Source organism: Pseudactinotalea sp. Z1732, from assembly GCF_049724975.1.
Taxonomy (GTDB): Bacteria; Actinomycetota; Actinomycetes; order Actinomycetales; family Beutenbergiaceae; genus CALKWS01.
Genome location: NZ_JBMPQC010000016.1, coordinates 1 through 16,185, shown reverse-complemented (window position 1 = coordinate 16,185; position 16,185 = coordinate 1). Strand labels below are relative to the sequence as shown.

The window sequence follows — 16,185 nt, the reverse complement described above, 5'->3', positions numbered from 1 at the left end:
TCACAACCTGTGCCAATCTCGGAGCAGCAGGACGGCGCACCGGTGAGCGCGGCGCACGCGGCTAGCGACGCCGGGCAAGCCGCCGCACCCCATAGCCGCGTCATCGGACTGGACGCGGCGCGGGCGCTGGCCATCCTGGGCATGCTCGCGGTCAACGTCGGTCCGCTCTATGACGATGGCATCGCCGGGCTGGTCATGCGGCTGCCGCACGGGCGGGCTTCATTGTTGTTCGTGCTGCTGGCCGGGATCGGGTACTCGTTCCTGACCCGCCGGGCCCGCGACGGTGCCGCGCCACCCTGGGGGCAGGTGTTGTGGCGGACGGTTCTGCTGAGCCTGATCGGGCTGAGCACTCAGTTGGCGGGTCATGGCGCCAAGGTGATCTTGACCACCTATGCGGTGCTGTTTCTCGTGGGACTGGTGGTGGTGCGGGCCCCCTCATGGCTGCTGCTGACCGCCTCGATCGCGGCAACTGCCGCTGGACCACTGGTGTGGCTGGGTGTCCAACTCAGAACCGGTGAGGTCTTCGACCGGGAGCCCGCCACGCTACTGGATGCGCCCGGGCAGATCGTGGCCTCGACATTCCTGACCGGGCCGTACCCGGTGATCACCTGGCTCGGGCCGTTCCTGTTCGGGATGTGGCTGGGCAGGTTGCGCCTGCAAGACCGGTGCGTCCAGATACGGCTGACTGTGGCCGGAGTGGTGCTGACCCTGCTTGCCGAACTCGGCTCCCGGGCGTTGGAAGCGTTCCTGGGGCGGCCGGATGGGGAGCCCGGTGTGGACTGGTTCCTTTCGGCGGCCGCACATTCGCAGATGCCGTTGTGGCTGATCCGGGGCAGTGCCTCGGCCGTGGCGGTGCTGGGCCTGACACTTCTGGTTTTGCCGTACCTGGGCCGCTTCGGTTGGCCGCTGGTGGCCACGGGTCAGTTGGCGCTGACCGTGTATGTGGTGCACCTGTTCGGCATCGCGGAGGTAGTGCGTCCCGGCCCGGGGACCGCGCCGGCGGGTCTGGTCACCACGGCGGTGATGGCCCTGGTGCTGATAGGCGCAGCGGTGGGCTGGCGGCACTTCTTCTCCCGCGGGCCGCTGGAGGCATTGTTGCGGGTGCGGCTGCGCCGGCGGCGATGAACTCGCCACCAGGCCGACGGCGTTGAGCCGATAGGACAACCGCTGCAGGGTCGCCCCGGCGGGGAAGTCGTCCAGCAGCACGGACCAGCAGGTGGGCCGGGACGTCGCCTGCGGCTCTTCGGCGCCCAGGCCAAGCGAGATCACCTCACCAACCAGTGGCCGGCGCTGACGCGGATACGTGGATCACCAGCCAGTAGGACTACAGCGCAGGTTTCCACCCCCGTCGGCAGGCCGTAGGGCAGCAGGATCGCCCGGTGCATGGCACACCCTGGCCGCGTCAGTGACGATGCGCCCCAACCACGTCCTCGCGATCCCCAGTAGCCCGTGAGCCGTCGGCGGAAGGAACCCGAGGTGCGCCGTGCGCCGCGGCGGTGCTGGTCTCGGGGCTGAGGTCCAGGCGGCGCAACAGTTGGGCGTTGAGCGCCACGACAATGGTCGACAGGGACATGAGGAGCGCGCCGACCGACATGGGTAGGACGAACCCGACCGGGGCCAGCACACCTGCGGCCAGGGGCACGGCCGCGATGTTGTAGCCGGCAGCCCACCACAGGTTCTGCTTCATCTTCCGGTACCCGGCACGGGAGAGCTGGATGACCGACAGCACCGACCGGGGGTCGTCAGACGCCAGGATGACGCCGGCGGAGGCGATCGCCACGTCGGTGCCCGCTCCGATCGCGATCCCGACGTCTGCCTGAGCCAGCGCCGGGGCGTCGTTGACGCCGTCCCCGACCATGGCGACGATACGGCCCTCCTGCTGCAGCTGGGCGACCTTCTCGCTCTTGTCCTCCGGGCGCACCTGGGCGAAGACCTGGTCGACGCCCAGTTCGGCGCCCACAGCCCGGGCCACCGGCTCGGCGTCACCGGTGATCATGACGACCCGGATGCCCAACTGGTGCAGGGCATCGATCGCCTGCCGTGACTCCTCGCGGACCTCATCGGCCAGGGCGAGGGCACCGGCCACCTGGCCGTCGACGAGAACGTGCAGGACGGTGGCACCGGACTGTGCCCAGGACGCTGTCGCGGCCAGCGGCTCGGCGCCGTACTGGGAGAGCAGCGCAGGCCCGCCGACCTGGACCTCGCGGCCCTCGACGGTGGCGCGTACCCCCACGGCCGTCGCCGCCCTGAAGTTGGCGGCCGACGGAACCTGCAGCCCGCGGTCTCGGACCGCGGCGAGAACTGCGCGGGCAAGCGGGTGCTCACTCTCGGCCTCGGCGGCCGCCGCCAGGCGCAGCAGTTCCTCCACCTCATACGCTCCGGTGCTCGTGACGTCGGTGAGGGCCGGCTCGCCCTTGGTCAGGGTGCCGGTCTTGTCGAAGAGCACGGTGTCGACCACGCGCATCCGCTCCAGGGCGCCGCGGTCCTTGACCAGGACGCCGCCGCGGGCAGCGCGTTCGGTGGAGATGGACACGACGAGTGGGATCGCCAGGCCCAGAGCGTGGGGGCAGGCGATGACCAGGACGGTGATCGCCCGGACCAGTGCGCTGTCCGGAACCCCGAGGGACATCCACACCACGGCGGTGATTGCGGCGGCGATGAGCGCGTACCAGAACAGCCACCCGGCGGCCTTGTCCGCGAGGAGCTGGGCGCGGCTGGTGGAGGCTTGCGCCTCGGCCACGAGCCGCTGGATGCCGGCAAGGGCGGTGTCCTCCCCCACGGCCGACACTCGAACCCGTAAGGCGTTGTCGGTCGCGACGGTGCCAGCCACGACGTGGTCTCCCACGGTGCGCAGCAGCGGCCGCGACTCACCGGTGATCATCGACTCATCGACGTCCGCGCCGCCGTCCACGACCTCACCATCGGCCGGCACTCGTCCGCCCGGGCGGACGACTACCACGTCACCGAGTCGCAACTCGGCGGGGGAGACCGTGATGACCTAGTCCCCTTCCACCCGTTCGGCCTCGTCGGGCAGCAGCGCGGCCAGGGAGTCGAGGGCGGAGGACGTCTGCGCCAGGGAGCGCATCTCCAGCCAGTGTCCGAGCAGCATGATGACGACGAGCAGCGCCAACTCCCACCAGAAGTCCAGTTCGTGGGTGAACAGCCCCAGGCTGGCCCCCAGGGACGCGACGAAGGCGACGGTGATCGCCATCCCGATGAGCAGCATCATCCCCGGTCTGCGGGTGCGCAGCTCACCGATCGCGCCAGTGAGGAAGGGGCGCCCGCCCCACAGGTAGATCACGGTACCCAGCACCGGGGAGACCGCCTCCACACCCGGCAGGTCGGGCAGCGCGTAGCCGAGCAGGTCGGCGAACATCCCGTTGAGCAGCACCGTGGGCACCGCCAGGGCCAGCATGACCCAGAACAGGCGACGGAACATGGCCACGTGGTCGCCATGACCGCCGTGCCCTCCGTGGCCGGCGTGCGCGTCGTGCCCGCTGTCGTGCCCGTGGTCCGCGGCCGAGTCGTGCCCCGCAGCGGTCAGCGGGTCGGTGACACCCCCGCCCTCAGTGGGCAACGCCTGCCCGTGCGTGGCCTCATACCCGGCCGCGACACCGTAAGCCGAGTCGTGGTCGGCGTGCGCGGTGTGCTCCTGGCCGTCGCGTGGCCGGGGGCCTGCGTGGTCGTGACTTGATGGCGTACCCATGGCAACCCCTCATTCCATTGCTCCATATACCCCTAGAGGGTATCTCGTCAGCAGTAAGGCAGGCGAGAAGTTTTCCATTCCCGATCTGACCGCAGCGGGCAGGGATCTTCATTGGTTCTTCATGGTGGCGTGGACCCTCGAGCGCTGCTCGGCCGAGGGACGCGGGCTGGTTCTGCGGCACCGCCCGCCATGGTGCCGCTGGCTGCCGGTGCTCTCCGGGTCCGCCGCGGGCGCTCCTGGCGTTCACCTTCGCCGTCATGCGGATGTGGGCGGTCACGATTTCTGGGTGATGCTCGTCGGCTCCTCGGAATGGGGCCATGCGCTCGTGTGGCCGTCGGGTTCAGCGGGTGTCGACCACTGCCATCATCCCGGCATCCTCGTGGTCGAGGATGTGGCAGTGGTACACGCTGCGGCCCGGGTGGTGGGTGAAGTCCACCAGCGTCCGGACCCGGCCGTTGGCGGGGACGTTGACGACATCCCGCCAGGTCGGTTCTGACACCGGTTCGCCGTCGGTCTCGAGGAGCTGCATGGGCCACACATGCAGATGGAAGGGATGATCCATCGGCGTGGGATTGGTGATGGTCCACTCCTCCACCGACCCGGCGGCGACCTGCTGGTCGACCCGGTCGGCGTCGAAGGGGCGTCCGTCGAAGCCCAGGTCCATCATCCCCCTGCGGCCGGGACCCATCATCCCCCCGCTCATGTTCATGGTGAAGGCGATCTCCCGTCGCTCATCGAGCGGGCGGTTGCGCAGGTCAGGGTCCGCAGGTCGTTCGGGCACCGGCCCCACCGCGGCGGCCTCGTCCCCGGAGACCGCCAGGGTGGCTAGGACGGCGGGGCCTGACAGGTCCCCACCGCCCATCATCATGCCCATCGCGCCGCGGTCGTACCCGAGCGAGCGCAGCTCGCTGGTACCCCCGCGGGTGGTCACCAGCAGATCCGCGCGGTTGCCCGGAGCCAGCAGCACCTGCTCGACCTCCCGGGCTGCGGGTTCGTGGCCGCTGTCGATGCCCAGCAACGCAAGAACCTGCCCGGGCAGGGCCAGGTGCAGGTAGCGGGATGTGCACGCGTTGATCACTCGCCAGCGTTCCCGTTCTCCCGGACGGGCGGTGAGTTCTGGCCGGACCTGGCCGTTGATCAGGACAAGGTCCCCCTCCCGGCCCATCATCACCTGCGCTGTCGACGCCGACGCGAGTGCGCCGTCGCGATCCAGCGTAATGTCCGAGACGACGAGGACCCGCTCCCGGCTGACCGGCACCTCATCGCCCTCGACGATCAGGGCACCGTACAGACCGCCGAAGACCTGGTCGGCCACCGTGCCGTGGCGGTGAGGGTGGTACCAGAACACCCCGGTCGGGTGGTCCTCGCGCAGGTCGAAACGGTACTCGAAGCTCTGCCCCGGATCGACACTGACGAAGGGGTTATCCCCGTTGTCCCGTGGGGACACCACGAGGCCGTGGGTGTGCAGGTTGGTCGGCGTCTCGAGTTCGTTGCGCAGGAGCACCTCGATGCGGTCCCCGGGACGCACCCGCCAGGTCTGCCCCGGAACAGTGCCGTTGTAGGTCAGCACCCGGGCAGGCCTGCCGGCAATGGTTGTCTCCCGTGGGGTCGCGACAAGCTCCACGCGCAGGAGCCCGTCCCGGCTGCGCACCACCTCGGGCTCGGTCAACGTCTCGGATCCGCGCGTCGCTGTGCGCAGCGGGGCCGGCAGGGCGGCCCAGGGGAGGCCGGTGCGGGACAGCCCCACCCCGCCTACGACCACCCCCAGGGCCCCTAGCGCCCCCAGCCGGAGCGCCACCCGGCGGGTGATCGGTTCCACCGCTCAGTCCTCGGGGCCCTCGAGGCGCCGGCGCCGCTCGTCGTACTCCGTGGAGTCGATCTCTCCCCTGGCGTACCGCTCATCGAGGACCTCCAGCGCGCGGCCGCCCCGCATCGGCGGCGGGTTGCGCTGCTCACCCTGCCCACCCCCGGACAGGAGCCGGACCAGCACCACCGCCAGCACCGCGACACCGAGCACAAGCAGGACGAGGAACAGCCAGCCCCAGCCCATGCCCATGCCCCACGAACCCATGTCATGCCAACCCATACCATCTCCTTGTAGCCGGTTCTGCCACCGGAGGGCCTATGGTGCCGGGCTCGACTCCCGGCCCTCCTGCGCACTCCTCAGAGCGTCTCCAACAACTGCTCCATCTCCGCGATCTCACGCTCCTGGTCATCGACGATCTTCTGGCCCAGGTCCAGCGCCTGTGGGTTCTCCCCGCCGTGGAGCTCCTCCTGTGCCATGTCCACCGCGCCGCGGTGGTGAGCGATCATCAGTTCCAGGAACCGCCGGTCGAACTCGGCGCCGGACAGCGATTCCAGCTCGGCCATGGCCTCCTCCTGGCTCATGCCCTCCATCTCCATGCCGCCGTGGTCCATGCCCTCCATGCCGCCCGTCGGGGAGGTCTCCTCCCCCCATGCCTCCAGCCAGGACGTCATCTCGTCGATCTCCGGGCCCTGCGCGGAGGAGATCCGCTCCGCCAGGGAGCGCACCTCCTCGCTGTCAGCCTTCTCCAGGGCCAGGTCAGCCATCTCGATGGCGCCCTCGTGGTGCACGATCATCATCTGCGCGAACATCGTGTCCGCGTCGTTGTGCACGCCCTCGACCTCAGTCGGCGATGCGCTGTCAGTCGTCTCCTCCACAGCGGAGCCCGGGGCCGGCTCATCGGGTGTGGTTCGTGCTCCGTCACCGCACGCGGCAAGGGCGAGGGCCATGGCAACCCCGCCGGCGACGACGGCGAGTCGCGTCCTGGGTATCACGAACGGTCTCCCTCTGCTGGAGTTGGCTAGCGGGCAAGAAGGTCCCAGGCGCAACTGGCCGGCTCATCGCGTGGGGCTAAGGGAGGATAATCACGCCCGTCCCGGCGGCAGCAAGCCCAGCAGCGGCGGCGCGGGATTCTTCATCGACTCTTCATCACCCGGTGCGGGGAGGCGGGGGGGCGGGGGGCGCGTGGGACAGCGGGCCTGCAAGCCAGAGCAGGGTCAGGTGCGAACCAGAAGGGCCCGGGGTCCCCCGGTTGCGAGCCGCTCGCCGTGGAGGGACGTGACCTCCCAGATGCGGCTGAAGAACTCGGCGTTGATGAAGTGGGTAGACGCCCAGTTTCCGCCCACTTCATCAACACATCCAGGGCGAGTGCGTTACTGCAGGTCAGAGGGCTAGAGAGAGCCACCTGTCGGACTCGAACCGACGACCGTCCGCTTACAAGGCGGGTGCTCTACCAACTGAGCTAAGGTGGCGGGTTCCTGCGGCTCCGGACCGCAGGCGCACCAGTGAGTCTGCCAGGTGCTACGCCTGGGAGCGGATGAACTCCGGGAGCTCCCCGGGGTTCAGCCAGTTCTGGCCCTCCTGCTCGGCGTCGACCTCGGTGCCGTCGACGAAGATCGTGGGTGTGCCCATCGCACCGTCCCGTCGGCCTTGGTCGCTGGCCACCTGCACCCACTCGGTGAAGGTGCCGTCGGTGATCGTGTTCGCCACGTCCTCGGGCACGCCCACGCTGACGGCGACCTCGATGATCTGCTCGTCCGAGGCACCCGGCTCCAGGCTTGCGAACATCTGCTCGTTGAAGTCGACCAGGTGCTCCGGTGACCGATCGGCCACCGCGGCCATCGCCGCACCGGCACGCACGGAGTACTCATTCAGATAGGCCACCGGGTGGTAGATCGCGGTCACTTCACCCGCGTCGGTCATCTCGGCGATGTCGGCGCCGTTGACCTCCTCGAACCGCTCACACCACACGCAGGAGTAATCCAGGTAGATCTGCACCTCGACGGCGTCCTCGTTCGGACTGCCGACTCCCTCGGCACCGACCACGAAGCCACCGCGGTCGTTCGCACCGGCGGGGACCTCGCCCTCGAAGTCGCTGAACAGGGTGCGCTGGGAGGACTGCCAGATGATCAGCCCGGCCACCGCAATCAGCACGACGATCACCGCAGCGATCACACCGATGATGATGCGTTGCTTGCGGTCCTGCGCCTGGGCCTGGTTCCGCAGTATCTCCGCCTGGGCGCGCGCCGCCTCGCGGCGTGCGGTCTTGTCCATGCTCTTCGAAGCCAACGCGGGAGTTCCTTTCCGACAGCAGGCACTACAACGGGTAGCCCCTTGCGTTCAGGATACGTGCTGGCCCGACGTCGCTACAGGCACCGGTGCTGTGGCACTGGCCACTCGGCACCGGCCGCGGCGCTCACCGTGCTGGTGACGGCGGGCAGGTCAGCGTGCGGGTATTCGGAACGTGGATACTCAGAAGGTGGGCACCGCGGGCGCCGGTGCCGGGTCCCAGACGACCTCGGCCCCGAAGCCCGCCACCGCCAGCAACATCACCAATCCCACCAGGACGCCGACCCCGGCCCAGATCCGGGCCACGCGCGCCGAGGGCGCCAGCACCGCCAGCACGTGCCGGGCACCGGTGCGGGCACTCGTGCTCGAGGGGATCCACCACAGCAGCAGGGTGAGCGCAGCCATCGCCAGGGCCACCACACCGGTGTGCGGGAGCCGGGAGGCGCCCAATCCCCAGATCACCACCGCCGCCAGGGCACCGACCATCAGGCCCGGGACCGTCAGCAGAGTCCCGGAGAGCAGGTACCAGGGGCTACCGGCGATCACCCGGGCGGAATCGGAGCGACGCCGCCCGTAGTGCAGCCGCCGTTCCCGCAGCGCTTCGGCGCCGACCCCGATCGCCCCGGTCAGGGCCATCACCACCGCCAGGCCGATCAGGGTCCAGGCGGGCCGGAGCGCGCCCAGACCCACGACCGCCAGGAACCAGGCCCCCAGCACCGCCGGGCGGGTCCGCGGGCGTCGCGCCCAGGCCGGCATCGGCGCCGGTGCCTGCTCCTGCGGGTGCTGCCAGCCCTCCGGCCCGGCAGGGGCGGGGTGCACCGGTTGCACCGGCCGGCGGGCGGGTGCCGGTGTGACCGGTGCCTGCTGCCATTGCTGCTCCCCGGGCGCGTGCTGAGCCGGTGGCTGTGCCTGGCTCTGGGGGGGATACCCCGCGGCCGGCGCTGGGCCCTGCACCCCAGCGGCGCCCGCACCCGCGGCGCCCGCACCCGCGCCGCCGGCACCCGCAGCGCCGGCCGGCCAGGCACTCCGGCGATGCGGAGGAAAGGCCGGCGGCGCCGGGGGTCGTTGCGGCGCGGCCACCGTGGGGTGCTCGGCGATCACCACGGTGGGAGTGTGGCCGAGCGCGAACTCTCCCAGCGCCTTGCGGACCTCCCGGGGGTCGAGGCGGTGCTGCGGATCGGGGTGCAGCGCCGCCCGTAGCACCGGCGCCAGCGGCTCGGGTACACCGTCCAGGTCCGGACGCCCGGTCTCCACTCTGCCCAGCACCGCGGCCAGCGGCCCCTTGCCGAACGGGGCACGGCCGGTGAAGGCGAACAGCAGGATCGCGGCCCAGCCCCACCAGTCCCCGGTGATGCCCGGGGCGGATCCGCGCATCACGGCGGGGTCCACATACCCCGGGGTGCCGGTGACCAGCCCGGTCTGGGTCAGGCGCGAATCATCGGCCAATTGGGAGATGCCGAAGTCGATCACCACAGGTCCGGCGTCGGTGAGCATCACGTTGCCGGGTTTGAGGTCCCGGTGTACCACCCCGGCACCATGGATGGCGGCCAGGGCATCGGCCAATCCGTCAGCCAGATCGGCCACCTCGACCTCATCGAGCGGACCGTGCTCACGCACCGAGTCGTCCAGGGACTGCCCCTCGACCAACTCGGTGACGATGAAGGCCTCGGCGGAGTCGGACTCGGCGTCCAGCACCCGCGCCACGTGCGGGCCGCGGACCCGGTGCAGGGTGGCGATCTCACGGCGCAGCCGCGCCCTGGCGGCCGGGTCCGCGCTGATGCCCGGATGCAGCAGTTTCAGCGCCACCACCCGGTTGTCCCCGTCCAGCGCCTCATACACGGTGCCCATCCCGCCCGAGCCGAGGACGCTGCGCAGCCGGTAACCGCCCACCTCCTTGGGCACCGGCTGCGTGGTATCAGGGCTCGACGACATACGCCTCAAGGTACCCGCAGCAACCCGATCGGACGGTGTCCGGCGCCCCGTCCCGCACCGAATACCGCGGCCGTCGGGCGCCCGGCCCGGTACGCCGTGTTCGCGATGACCGGCAACCGGCACTGAGGGCCGCGTGCACCCCGATCGGCACCTGGATAGGCTGAGCGGGGGCCGGTACTGGGCATCTCGAACAAGTGAAACTCGATGGAGTGGCATGGCGAAGAACAGGTCAGCAGGTTCAACCGGTCGGGGCCACGACTTCGTGGTGGTGGCCAACCGGCTCCCGGTCGATGCCACCGTCGACCAGGACGGGACCGTGCAGTGGACCCGCTCCCCCGGCGGGCTGGTGACGGCCTTAGCGCCACTGATGCGCTCCGGTGACGGCGCCTGGGTGGGCTGGCCGGGCCGTACCGAGGAGGACCTGGACCCGTTCGAGGCCGAGGGCATCCACCTGCGGCCGGTGCCGCTGACGCAGCAGGAGGTCACCGACTACTACGAAGGCTTCTCCAACGCCACCCTGTGGCCGCTGTACCACGACGTGATCGTGCCCCCGGAGTACCACCGGCACTGGTGGAACACCTATCGCAAAGTCAACGAACGCTTCGCCACCGAGGCTGCCGACGCCGCCGATCAGGGTGCCGAGGTGTGGGTACAGGATTACCAGCTCCAACTGGTCCCGGCGATGCTGCGCCGGATGCGACCGGACCTGCGCATCGGCTTCTTCAACCACATCCCCTTCCCACCGGTGGAACTGTTCGGCCAACTGCCGTGGCGGTCGGCGGTGATCGAGGGCCTGCTCGGGGCGGACTTGGTGGGCTTCCAGCGCAGTGGGGACGCCGCGAACTTCCTGCGCGCGGTGCGCCGCTTCACCACCCACAGCACCCGGGGCAACGAGATCGCCATCGACCCGGGCACCCAGGCCGATGACGCCGACGACGCCCATAACACCGGGCGCCGACAGGTCCGCGCCGCCGCGTTCCCGATCTCCATCGATGCCGCCCACTTCGACGAGGTGGCGCGCAGTGAGCCGGTACTGGAGCGCGCCGCCCAGATCCGCAGGGAACTGGGCGATCCGAGGACGGTGCTGCTCGGCGTGGACCGCCTGGACTACACCAAGGGGATCCGGCACCGGTTCAAGGCCTTCGGGGAGTTGTTGGACGAAGGCAAGATCACCGCCCCCGGCACGGCGCTGGTGCAGGTGGCCAGTCCCAGCCGGGAGCGGGTGGAGCAGTACCAGGCACTGCGCCACCAGATCGAGGAATCCGTGGGGCATATCAACGGCCAGCACGGCTCCCTCGCGGGCGCCGCGATCTACTACATGCACCACTCCTACCCGATGGAGGAGATGGCGGCGCTGTACCTGGCCGCCGACGTGATGCTGGTGACGTCCCTGCGGGACGGGATGAACCTGGTGGCCAAGGAGTACGCCGCCGCCCGCCACGACCTGGGTGGAGTGCTGGTGCTCAGCGAGTTCGCCGGTGCGGCCGCCGACCTGCCGCAGGCGCTGCTGATCAACCCGCACGACATCGAGGGCACCAAGGCCGCGATCATGCGCGCCATCGACATGCCCGAGCGGGACCGACGACGACGGATGCGCGCCCTGCGCAGGCGGGTGATGGACAACGACGTGCGCCAGTGGGCGCAGGCGTTCCTGTCCACACTCCAGGCCCTCACCCAGGAGCGCTGATGACGTCCCCACACACCCCGGGCGCGGGCAGCGATTCCCCTGCGCCGGCGGCGGCACCCACCCCACCCGCCGAACTGGCCGAGCACCTGGCCACCTTCGTCCGGGCCGAGCACCTCCTGGTGGCCCTGGACTTCGACGGCGTGCTGGCACCGCTGGTCCCCGACCCCAACCGGTCCCGGCCGATCCCGCGGGCCGCCGAAGCGCTGGTGCGCCTGTCCGGGGCCGACGCCGTCCAACTCGCCCTGGTCTCCGGCCGGCCGGCAGCAGACCTGGCCGAGTTGGCCACGCCACCGGCGGGCACCTGGCTGGTCGGCAGCCACGGCGCCCAGACCGGGCAGGTCGAACCCGACGGCACCGTGCAGATGATGCCGTTCGATCTGGAGCCCGGGGCGCGCGAATTGCTGACCAGGGTCACCGACGCCCTGGAGCGCATCGCCGCCGAACCGGAGTTCGACGGCGCCTGGGTGGAGCACAAACCCGCCTCCGCCGCGCTGCACACCCGTCCCGTGGCCGACGCCGAGGCGGCCCAGCGGGCGCTGGCGTTCGCACTGGCCGGGCCGGGCAGTTGGCCGGGCACCTACACCCAGCCGGGCAACCAGGTGGTGGAGATCCCGGTGGTGCAGGCCACCAAGGGAGAGGCGGTGGCCACTCTGCGCCACCGGTTGCGCACCGAACGCGACGGCGCGGGCGTCGCCGTCCTGTTCGCCGGCGACGACGTCACCGATGAGACGGCCCTGGCCGTACTGGGCGAGGGCGACCTGGGCGTGAAAGTGGGCACCGCCGAGTCCGTGGCCACCGTGCGGGTGGCCGATGAGGAGGCCATGGCCGAACTCCTGCACGCACTGGCGGACCTGCGCGAGCAGTGAGATGCCTCACGCGGCGAAGAACGTGACGTGTGGCACAATGACTCTCGGCCGGTGTTCCTCACCGGCTGTGTCAGCGGAGACACTCTGACACTCTTCACAACGGATCGTCCGGCACGTACCTGCCGGTGGAGGGAATCATCATGGCAACGGTCACTTTCGACCACGCGACCCGGACCTACCCGGGCACTGAGCGTCCCGCTGTGGACGCACTCAACCTGGAGATCGCCGACGGCGAGTTCCTGGTCCTCGTAGGCCCCTCGGGTTGCGGTAAGTCCACCTCGCTGCGGATGCTCGCCGGCCTGGAGGACGTCAACTCCGGCCGCATCCTGATCGGTGACCGCGACGTCACCGACGTGCAGCCCAAGGACCGGGACATCGCGATGGTGTTCCAGAACTACGCGCTGTACCCGCACATGTCGGTGGCCGACAACATGGGCTTCGCCCTGAAGATCGCCGGTAACCCCAAGTCCGAGATCCGTGAGCGGGTGGAGAACGCCGCCAAGATCCTGGACCTGAGCGAGTACCTGGACCGTAAGCCGAAGGCCCTCTCCGGTGGTCAGCGTCAGCGTGTGGCGATGGGCCGCGCGATCGTGCGTAACCCGCAGGTGTTCCTCATGGATGAACCGCTGTCCAACCTGGATGCCAAACTGCGTGTGTCCACCCGCACCCAGATCGCTTCGCTGCAGCGCCGCCTGGGGGTCACCACCGTGTACGTGACCCACGACCAGACCGAGGCGCTGACCATGGGTGACCGCATCGCGGTGCTCGACCACGGCGTGCTCCAGCAGGTGGGCACCCCCCGGGAGATGTACGACACCCCGGCGAACGTGTTCGTGGCCGGCTTCATCGGCTCCCCGGCGATGAACCTGGGCTCCTTCGGTGTCTCCGAGGGCAAGGCCCACCTGGGTAACACCCACATCCCGCTGGCCCGCACCACGCAGGATGCCCTCACCGAGGCCGACAAGAACGAGATCACCCTCGGCTTCCGTCCCGAGTCGCTGGACCTGACCACCGAGGGCGACGAGGGCGCCTTCCCGGTCGACGTGAACGTGGTGGAGGAACTCGGTTCCGACGCCTTCGTCTACGGCCAACTGGGCGACAAGGAGGTGGCCGAGCACGTCACCTCCGGTGCCGGTGAGGCGCAGGTCATCGTGCGCACCGACCCGCGCAAGGTCCCGATGAAGGGCGACCGGATCTACGTCCGGATCCGCGAGGGTGAGTCGCACGTGTTCTCCTCCGCGACCGGTGAGCGTCTGCCGAACTGATCAGACCGGTGAACGCGCACTGAGACATGCGCAGGAACGGGGCGGGATCCAACCGGGATCCCGCCCCGTTCCGCATGTGCCGCCAGTGCCCGCAGTGCCGCCAGCGCCGGCTCCACCCCTTGAGTTTCCCGGCCACCGCGTGGGGCTGTCAGAATCATCTGCATGCCCACCTCGTTGCAGATCACCGCGGCCGCACCGGACCCAGCCCTGCTGGACCTGCCCTGGCACGTGCCGCTGGAGGACTGGCCGGCCGAGACGATCGCGGCGCTGCCCCGCGGTATCTCCCGGCACATCGTGCGGTTCGTGCGCCTGTCCGGCCGCGTCATCGCGATCAAGGAGATCGGGGAATCGGTCGCCTACCGCGAGTACCAGTTGCTGCGGGACCTGAACCGGCTCGACGTGCCCTCGGTGCGCCCGGTCGGGGTGATCACCGGCCGGCGCAGTCCCGATGGCGAGGCACTGAACTCCGCCCTGGTCACCGAGCACCTGCGGTTCTCCCTGCCCTACCGCGCCCTGTTCAGCCGGCACCTGGCCCCCGAGACGGCCACCCGGCTCATCGACGCCCTGGCCGTGCTGCTGGTGCGGCTGCACCTGACCGGCTTCTACTGGGGTGACGTGTCCCTGTCCAACACCCTGTTCCGGCGCGACGCGGGAGAGTTCGCCGCCTACCTCGTCGACGCCGAGACGGGGGAGCTGCACGGCGAACTCACCCGCGGCCAGCGTGAGTACGACCTGGAGATCGCCCGGGTGAACATCATCGGGGAACTGATGGACCTGGACGCCGGGGACCTGCTGATGGAGGAGGTGGACACCGTCGCCATCGGCGAGATGCTCGTGGAGCGCTACCAGGACCTGTGGTCGACGCTGACCGACCTCGAAGAGTTCGGCACCGCCGATCGCTGGCGGGTCGCGGACCGGATCCGGCGGCTGAACGCCCTGGGTTACGACGTGGGCGAACTGCAGATCACCACCGACATCGACGGCACCTCGGTACAGATCCAGCCCAAGGTGGTCGACGCCGGCCACCACCACCGGCGTCTGATGCGCCTGACCGGTCTGGACGTGCAGGAGAACCAGGCCCGCCGGTTGCTCAACGACATGGACACCTACCGGGCGGCCACCGACCGGCTCGGCGACGACGAGGAGTACGTGGCCCACGACTGGCTCACCGAGGTGTTCGAGCCGACCGTGCGGGCGGTGCCCCGAGATCTCAGCCGGAAGCTGGAGCCGGCCGAGATCTTCCACGAGATGCTCGAACACCGCTGGTTCATGGCCCAGGAGCGCGGGCGGGACGTGCCGCTGCCGGAGGTGGTCACCTCCTACATCGAGAGCGTGCTGCGCCACCGTCCCGATGAGGACGCGGTGCTCGGCGGACCGCCCACCGACACCATCGCCCGCGTCAGCGACGAGTGACACCGCAGACCGGCCGCGGACCGACCCGGCACACCGGCGCCGCCCAGGATCCGGACGGGGCGCCGTCGTCGGCCCTTCCGGGCCCGCCGGTACCGTACGCTCCGCAGGCACCCTGACACCTCTTCTTGGAGCATCGATGGCACGCATCTACGCCGACCTGACCGAACTGGTCGGACACACCCCGCTGGTGCGGGTGGGCGCCCTGAGCGCCGAGCACCTGCACGCCCGGGTCCTGGTCAAGCTGGAGTCCCAGAACCCCGGCTTCAGCGTCAAGGATCGCACCGCGCTGGCGATCGTGCGCGCCGCGGAGGCCGATGGGCGGCTCCGCCCGGGCGGCACGATCCTGGAGGCCACCAGCGGCAACACCGGGATCGCCTTCGCCTGGATCGGCGCCGTGCTCGGCTACCGGGTGGTCATCGTGATGCCCGACGACGTGTCCTCCGAACGTGCGGCGGTGCTTCGGGCGCTGGGTGCTGAGGTGATCTTCACCCCCGGCACCGAGGGGATGGCCGGGGCCAACCAGCACGCGAACGCCATGGTGGAGGCCGATCCGGACCTGTTCCTGTCCGGGCAGGGCGGGAACCCGGCGAACCCGCACGTGCATGAGACCACCACCGGGCCGGAGATCTGGGCCGACACCGACGGGCAGGTGGACGTGCTGGTGGCCACCACCGGGACCGGTGGGACGATCAGCGGGGCCGGGCGGTACCTGCGCACGAAGAACCCGCGGGTGCAGTTGTTCGGGGTGGAACCGGCCGAGGCGGCGGTGCTGAACGGCCAGGAGTGGCATCCGCACAAGATCCAGGGCATCACCGGCGGCAACGGCGTCCCGCCCGTCACCGACCTGGACCTGCTCGACGGCGTGCTGCAGGTCCCCCAGGATGAGGCGATCGAGGTGGCCCGCACCGCGTTTCGCACCGAGGGCCTGATCGTGGGCGTCTCCTCCGGCGCCGCCCTGCACGCCGCGCTGCAACTGGCCCGGCGCGAGGAGTACGCCGGGCGCACGATCGTGGCGATTCTGCCCGACACCGGCGAGCGCTACATCTCCTCCGAACTGTTCGACCACGTGCGCCGGTAGCGGTCTCAGGCGCGGGTGCGCCACCGCTTCAGCCACGGCAGCGCGGCCAACCCCAGGTTCGCCGCCGCGGCGGTGCCGAGCACACCGGCCAGCAGGCCCCACCACTTACCGACCGGAGCACCGGAGGCGTTGCGGCTCAGGGCCT

11 protein-coding genes, 1 tRNA gene and 1 pseudogene are annotated in these 16,185 nt (G+C 70.2%); 6 read left to right on the top strand and 7 right to left on the bottom strand.

Annotated elements, in window-relative coordinates; translation table 11 throughout:
- Window positions 1-9: 9 nt before the first annotated feature.
- On the top strand, window positions 10-1,125 hold the full coding sequence (locus tag ACPL7H_RS17755) for a heparan-alpha-glucosaminide N-acetyltransferase domain-containing protein (protein WP_424786664.1): 1,116 nt from the start codon (window positions 10-12) through the stop codon (window positions 1,123-1,125).
- A gap of 277 nt (window positions 1,126-1,402) precedes the next feature.
- Here ACPL7H_RS17755 and ACPL7H_RS17750 read toward each other — a convergent pair.
- From ACPL7H_RS17750 to ACPL7H_RS17720, 7 genes and pseudogenes are all read right to left on the bottom strand, one after another.
- Window positions 1,403-3,706, bottom strand: a pseudogene (locus ACPL7H_RS17750) (heavy metal translocating P-type ATPase).
- Window positions 3,707-4,046: 340 nt separating this feature from the next.
- Entirely contained in the window at window positions 4,047-5,525 is a 1,479-nt protein-coding gene (locus ACPL7H_RS17745) for a multicopper oxidase family protein (protein ID WP_424786665.1), read from the bottom strand.
- Between the two features lie 3 nt (window positions 5,526-5,528).
- Window positions 5,529-5,792, bottom strand: a complete 264-nt coding sequence (locus tag ACPL7H_RS17740; RefSeq protein WP_424798092.1) for an SHOCT domain-containing protein — start codon at window positions 5,790-5,792, stop codon at window positions 5,529-5,531.
- A gap of 77 nt (window positions 5,793-5,869) precedes the next feature.
- Complete coding sequence (locus ACPL7H_RS17735; protein WP_424786667.1) at window positions 5,870-6,505, bottom strand: DUF305 domain-containing protein; 636 nt, start codon at window positions 6,503-6,505, stop codon at window positions 5,870-5,872.
- 404 nt (window positions 6,506-6,909) lie between these two features.
- Window positions 6,910-6,982 (bottom strand) — tRNA-Thr (locus ACPL7H_RS17730).
- A gap of 49 nt (window positions 6,983-7,031) precedes the next feature.
- Window positions 7,032-7,799, bottom strand: coding sequence for a DsbA family protein (locus tag ACPL7H_RS17725; RefSeq protein ID WP_424786680.1), 768 nt, complete (start codon window positions 7,797-7,799; stop codon window positions 7,032-7,034).
- A gap of 183 nt (window positions 7,800-7,982) precedes the next feature.
- Window positions 7,983-9,701, bottom strand: a complete 1,719-nt coding sequence (locus ACPL7H_RS17720) for a protein kinase domain-containing protein (RefSeq protein WP_424798091.1) — start codon at window positions 9,699-9,701, stop codon at window positions 7,983-7,985.
- Between the two features lie 244 nt (window positions 9,702-9,945).
- Here ACPL7H_RS17720 and ACPL7H_RS17715 point away from each other — a divergent pair, with 244 nt between their 5' ends.
- The 5 genes from ACPL7H_RS17715 (at window position 9,946) to cysK (ending at window position 16,040) form a co-directional block, all read left to right on the top strand.
- Window positions 9,946-11,418, top strand: a complete 1,473-nt coding sequence (locus ACPL7H_RS17715) for an alpha,alpha-trehalose-phosphate synthase (UDP-forming) (protein WP_424798090.1) — start codon at window positions 9,946-9,948, stop codon at window positions 11,416-11,418.
- Window positions 11,418-12,284: a trehalose-phosphatase gene (gene otsB, locus ACPL7H_RS17710; RefSeq protein ID WP_424786683.1), complete on the top strand. Its 867-nt coding sequence runs from the start codon at window positions 11,418-11,420 to the stop codon at window positions 12,282-12,284. Before ACPL7H_RS17715 ends, otsB begins: the two co-directional genes overlap by 1 nt.
- Before the next feature lie 140 nt (window positions 12,285-12,424).
- Complete coding sequence (locus ACPL7H_RS17705; protein ID WP_424786684.1) at window positions 12,425-13,549, top strand: ABC transporter ATP-binding protein; 1,125 nt, start codon at window positions 12,425-12,427, stop codon at window positions 13,547-13,549.
- Window positions 13,550-13,711: 162 nt separating this feature from the next.
- Complete coding sequence (locus tag ACPL7H_RS17700; RefSeq protein WP_424786685.1) at window positions 13,712-14,962, top strand: DUF4032 domain-containing protein; 1,251 nt, start codon at window positions 13,712-13,714, stop codon at window positions 14,960-14,962.
- 136 nt (window positions 14,963-15,098) lie between these two features.
- Window positions 15,099-16,040: a cysteine synthase A gene (gene cysK / locus ACPL7H_RS17695; RefSeq protein ID WP_424798089.1), complete on the top strand. Its 942-nt coding sequence runs from the start codon at window positions 15,099-15,101 to the stop codon at window positions 16,038-16,040.
- Window positions 16,041-16,185 lie beyond the last annotated feature (145 nt).